This window comes from Mycobacterium sp. (assembly GCF_040398885.1).
Lineage (GTDB): Bacteria > Actinomycetota > Actinomycetes > Mycobacteriales > Mycobacteriaceae > Mycobacterium.
Genome location: NZ_JBBATF010000192.1, coordinates 1 through 4,770 on the forward strand (window position 1 = coordinate 1; position 4,770 = coordinate 4,770).

General features: G+C 69.6%; 6 protein-coding genes and 1 pseudogene. 1 reads left to right on the forward strand and 6 read right to left on the reverse strand.

Going from position 1 to position 4,770, the window contains the following annotated elements:
• Positions 1–113: 113 nt before the first annotated feature.
• The 3 genes from ADBZ5U_RS14345 to ADBZ5U_RS14355 form a co-directional block, all read right to left on the reverse strand.
• Positions 114–995: an endonuclease domain-containing protein gene (locus tag ADBZ5U_RS14345; protein WP_526811300.1), complete on the reverse strand. Its 882-nt coding sequence runs from the start codon at positions 993–995 to the stop codon at positions 114–116.
• Between the two features lie 114 nt (positions 996–1,109).
• Positions 1,110–1,721, reverse strand: coding sequence for a recombination mediator RecR (gene recR, locus ADBZ5U_RS14350; RefSeq protein ID WP_526811301.1), 612 nt, complete (start codon positions 1,719–1,721; stop codon positions 1,110–1,112).
• 1 nt (position 1,722) lies between these two features.
• Complete coding sequence (locus ADBZ5U_RS14355) at positions 1,723–2,052, reverse strand: YbaB/EbfC family nucleoid-associated protein (RefSeq protein ID WP_526811309.1); 330 nt, start codon at positions 2,050–2,052, stop codon at positions 1,723–1,725.
• Between the two features lie 189 nt (positions 2,053–2,241).
• Between ADBZ5U_RS14355 and ADBZ5U_RS14360 the strand changes: the two genes are divergently transcribed.
• Entirely contained in the window at positions 2,242–3,006 is a 765-nt protein-coding gene (locus ADBZ5U_RS14360; RefSeq protein WP_526811303.1) for an Rv3717 family N-acetylmuramoyl-L-alanine amidase, read from the forward strand.
• 14 nt (positions 3,007–3,020) lie between these two features.
• Here the strand turns inward: ADBZ5U_RS14360 and ADBZ5U_RS14365 are convergent, their stop codons facing one another.
• The 3 genes and pseudogenes from ADBZ5U_RS14365 to ADBZ5U_RS14375 all read right to left on the reverse strand — a co-directional run.
• Positions 3,021–3,461: an SRPBCC family protein gene (locus ADBZ5U_RS14365; RefSeq protein WP_526811305.1), complete on the reverse strand. Its 441-nt coding sequence runs from the start codon at positions 3,459–3,461 to the stop codon at positions 3,021–3,023.
• A 70-nt stretch (positions 3,462–3,531) separates the two neighbouring features.
• A complete protein-coding gene (locus tag ADBZ5U_RS14370; RefSeq protein WP_526811307.1) occupies positions 3,532–4,458 on the reverse strand; it encodes a dienelactone hydrolase family protein in 927 nt (308 codons plus the stop codon).
• A gap of 21 nt (positions 4,459–4,479) precedes the next feature.
• Positions 4,480–4,770: pseudogene (locus tag ADBZ5U_RS14375) on the reverse strand (DNA polymerase III subunit gamma/tau); the annotation flags it as partial.

Below are 4,770 nucleotides of genomic sequence, written 5' to 3' on the forward strand. Positions count from 1 at the left end.
GGGTGGTCGGGCCGCTGGAGCCCCTGGACCTGCCCGAGGTCGAGCGGTTGCGACGGGAGCGGTTGGCGGCCCCCCGCCGCTCGTGACCCAGCGCCCTTTCGCCCAAACCGACATTACGCAGCAGAAGTACGAGTGGATCGCGCCATTTCGTCGATCTCGAGGCCGCCGCGCCGCTCGAAAGTCTCACGCACCCGGTGCAATACCTGCGCCGGCCGGTCTTCGGCGATCACCCGAATCATCTCCCAGCCAAGATCCTCGATCATCGGTAGGCGTCGGAGATCCCTGACGTACTGGCGACGATCGGTGCGGTGCTGATCGCCGTCATATTCAATGCCGAGCTTGATCGCCCGCCAGCCCATGTCGAGAAAGGCAACCGGGTAGCCACCCTCGAGGATGGGGATTTGGGTCTCGGGGATCGGCAAGCCGCCGTCGACGAGTAACAGCCGAAGCCAACTCTCTTTAGGGGACTCGGCGCCGGCGTCGACAAGCGGCAGCAATTCGCGGAGCTGACGGGTACCCCTGGCGGGCCCGTAACGATTCATCAGCGCGACGACGTCAGCGGCGCTGAAGGGGGCGGCCCGCATCAGGGCATCCATCCGGCCCAGTGCCCCGGCACGGGATTGGTGCCTGCCGAGATCGAAGGCCGTGCGCGAAGGCGTCGTCACGGGCAGGCCGCTGACCGCCGTGACTTCATCGTCGGTGTACCGGTCCATTCGGACGACCAGGCCGGACTGGCGGCGGCGCTCGTCGACGAGAATCTCGACCGGTTCGGTGTCATCGACCCAGTCCGCCCCGTGCAGGCCCGACGCTGCGACTCCGGTGATCACGGCCGAGCGCCCGGAGGTCAGCCATGCGCCAGTGGCGCGGTCGGCCAGCGAGGGCCGAGCGCCCTTGGGGATGTACACCCCGCGGAACATCGGGCGATACCAGCGCCGCAGATCGTGACGGGTCATCCCGTCTCCGAGGGCTTCTCTGCCTATGAACACCTCAACCATGGCGGCATCGTGCCCTCAGAGTCCGACATGTTCCCGAAACCGACGAAATGGTGCGTCTTACTCGCACTTTCCCGCCCGTTTGTGAGTTTGGGCGGAAAAGAGAGGGCGGGGGGTTCAGACCATCGCGCGGCGGCCGGAGAGGGCGCGGCCGAGGGTCAACTCGTCGGCGAACTCCAGATCGCCGCCCATCGGCAGACCCGAGGCGATCCGGCTGACGGTCAGGCCCGGGATGTCGCGCAGGATGCGAACCAGGTAGGTGGCGGTGGCCTCGCCCTCGGTGTTGGGGTCGGTCGCGATGATCACCTCGGTGATGTCCACGCCGTCGACGCGTTCCCCGATCCTGTTGAGCAACTGGCGGATTCGCAACTGCTCGGGGCCGATGCCGGACAGCGGATCCAGCGCGCCGCCCAGCACGTGATAGCGCCCCCGGAACTCCCGGGTGCGTTCGACGGCCTGGACGTCCTTGGGCTCTTCCACCACACAGACCTGGGTGCCGTCGCGGCGGGCGTCGCTGCAGATCCGGCAACGCTCGGCATCGGAGACGTTGCCGCACACCTCGCAGAACTGCACTCCGTCGCGCACCCGCGAGAGCACCGCGGTGAGCCGGTCGATGTCCGGTGGCTCGACCGAGATCAGGTGGAAGGCGATCCGTTGCGCACTCTTGGGCCCGATCCCCGGAAGTTTGCCGAGTTCGTCGATCAGATCCTGGACGGGCCCCTCGAACAAGTCAGTACCCCGGCTGCTGCTGCCCCGGCTGCTGCTGCCCGGCGGCGGCGGCCAGCGGGCCGAGGATCTCCTTGGCGGTCTCCCGCATGGTCTCGGCGGCGTTGGTGAATGCGCCGACGACGAGGTCCTGCAGCGTCTCGACGTCATTGGGATCGGCCACCTGCGGGTCGATCCGGACGGCGAGCACCTCACCGCTGCCGTTGAGGGTCACCTCCACCAGACCGCCGCCGGCCTGGCCGGTCACCTGGGTCGCGACGATGCGCTGCTGAGCTTCCATCAGCTGGTGCTGCATCTGGTGGGCCTGCATGAGCGCCGCCTGCAGTTGCTGCAGACCCTGAACCGCCTCGGGGGAAAGCTGCTGCTGCGGCGGGGGGACCTGGAGCCCGAAGGCTCCCAGATCGCCTGGGTCACCGGGTTGCATGACGGTCTCCTTGCGTTGTGGTCTCGAGTTCGTTGCGGCTGGTGTCGAAGGCCGCCGGTGACTTTCAAGCCTAGACCGCGAGCGACTACCGTGACGCCCGTGCCGACCTTCGCCCCCCTCCGTGTCGTGGCCCTGGCCTGCTCGGCTACGACGCTCGCGGCGTCGTCGCTGGCAGCGCCGGTGACCCACGCCGCGCCGGGCGGCATCGCCGGGATGATCGTGTTCCTCGATCCCGGCCACAACGGCGCCAACGACGCCTCGATGACCCGTCAGGTGCCCACCGGGCGGGGCGGCACCAAGGACTGCCAGACCTCCGGCACCGCCACTGACAGCGGGTTCTCCGAACACACCTTCAACTGGGAAACTGTGCTGCTGATCCGCCAGCGGTTGACCCAGCTGGGCGTGCGCACCGCGATGTCCCGGGGCAACGACGACCAGGTCGGGCCGTGTGTGGACGAACGCGCCGCCATGGCCAACTCGCTCAAGCCCAACGCCGTGGTGTCCATCCACGCCGACGGGGGGCCGCCCACCGGCCGCGGTTTCCACGTCCTGTACTCCAGCCCGCCGCTCAACGCCGCGCAGGCCGGGCCGTCGGTGCGGTTCGCCCGCATGATGCGCGACCAGTTGGCGGCCTCCGGCATCCCGCCGTCGACCTACATCGGGGCCGGCGGGCTGAACCCCCGGGCCGACATCGCCGGGCTCAACCTGGCCCAGTTCCCGTCGATCCTGGTGGAGCTGGGGAACATGAAGAACCCGATCGACTCGACGCTGATGCAGAGCGACGAGGGCCGGCAGAAGTACGCCGACGCGGTGGTGAAGGGCATCGTCGCGTTCCTGCAGACCCAGCCGTCCCGGACCACCTGACCCGGCTGTCCCCCTCAGGCCCTCTCGACCTCTTTTTTGAGGTTGGCCAGCACCTCGGCCTGGATCTTCTTGAGCCCCGACGGGGCGAAGGTCCTCTCGAAGAAACCCTTGACGCCGCCGGCCCCGTTCCAGGTGGTCCTGACGGTGACGCTGCACCCCGGCCCGGCGGGGGCGACGGTCCAGTTGGTCAGCAGCGAGGAGTTGGCGTCCTTCTCGATGACGGTGCGGCCGGCGACGTCGACAGCGGCCTCCACCTGCCGTGAACGGGACTCGGTGGCCTGCAGTCTCCACGCCGCGACCGTGCCCCGGCCCTGACCGCCCCTGATCACCCGGTACTCGCTGTAGTGCGGGGAGAGGATCTTCGGCCGGACGGTCCGGTAGTCGGCGATCGCGTTGAGAACGTTCGTCGGCTCGGCGTCGATCAGGATGCTGCTGGAGGCGCTGACCCGTCCCATTCACGGCTCCTCGGTTGATGCGGCAGCCCGCGCGGCCGGCCTGGCCGGCGGTTCGCGCCTAGCGTAGCCGTCAGGACAGATGCTCGGAGAACCAGTCCCGCAGTCGTTTCCACGCGTTGGCCGCGGCCGTCGGGTTGTAGCGCTTGCCGGTGTCGTTGAAGAACGCGTGATCGGCGCCGGGTTCGGTGACCAGTTCGAAGACCATGCCGGACTCCTCCAGCGCCGCCCTGGCGGTGGGCTCTGAGGCGTTCACCCGTTCGTCGAGGGCACCGTAAATCCCCAGCACCGCAGCGTCTTTCGAGCCGGTGAAGTCCGGCATGTCCGGCGCGGGCCCGTAGAACGGCACCGCCGCCGCCAGGCGGGGCTCCCCGGCGGCCAGCAGTTGCCACACCAGCCCGCCGCCGAAGCAGAAACCGACGGCGGCGAGCTTGCGGTCGGGCACCCGGCGGGCGAGTTCGTCCAGGCCGCTGCGCAAGTCGGCGACGAAGCGTTGCGGGTCGACCTTGGCCAGCACGGCGGTCGCCTGAGCCGGGTCGGAAAACCTTGCCGTACCGCCCTCTTCGGACAGCAGGTCGATGGCGAGCGCGGAGTAACCGGCACCGGCCAGCCTCCCGGCCACCGAGCGGACCCAGTCGTTCAGCCCTTTGTTCTCGTGGATCACCAGAACCGCGCCGCGGGGCTCCTTGGCGGCCGCCCACGCGCCCTGCAACTGCCCGCGGGGGCCCGCCCACCTGATCGGCTGGGTGGGAAGCGCGGTGTCCATCCCCGGCGGCGGCCCGGCCGGGGAAGCCGGACCGCCGGGTTGCGTCGTGCCGGTGTCCGGGGGGGCCGGTTGCGCAGCCGGGCGGTTGGACCCGCACGCGGCGATGAGTGTCGAGGCGGCGCCGGCGCCGATACCGAGCAGTGCCAGTCGGCGCAGCGCCTCGCGGCGCGAGAGCAGACCGTCGAGGTGGTCGGTGACGATCTCTTCGGCGATGTACCGCTGCAGCGGGGTCACCCTTGCCAGTATGCCGTGGCCTTAGGAGTTGATCGGTTTGGCACCCAACTCGGTCTTGAGCAATTCCAGCGCCGTCTCATCGGGATCCCGGCGGGGCCCGGCCTCGGTGTCGTCGTTCCGGGCCGCGGCGATCATGGCGTCCTCCTCGGCGCGCCGGATGTCGGCCGGGTCGGGCCGCGACTGCGGCGGAGGCGGTTCGGCCGCGGGCACGCGGTCCCCCGCGCCACCGACCTCGCAGCGCACCCGCCAGTTCACCCCGAGGGCGTCCTTGAGCGCATCGCGGATCACGTCGGCGTTGTGCTGCTCGGTCAG

Excerpts from the sequence above, each read along its gene's own strand:
- ADBZ5U_RS14365 (WP_526811305.1), bottom strand. The coding sequence starts at position 3,461 with ATGGGACGGGTCAGCGCCTCCAGCAGCATCCTGATCGACGCCGAGCCG.
- ADBZ5U_RS14345 (WP_526811300.1), bottom strand. The coding sequence starts at position 995 with ATGGTTGAGGTGTTCATAGGCAGAGAAGCCCTCGGAGACGGGATGACC.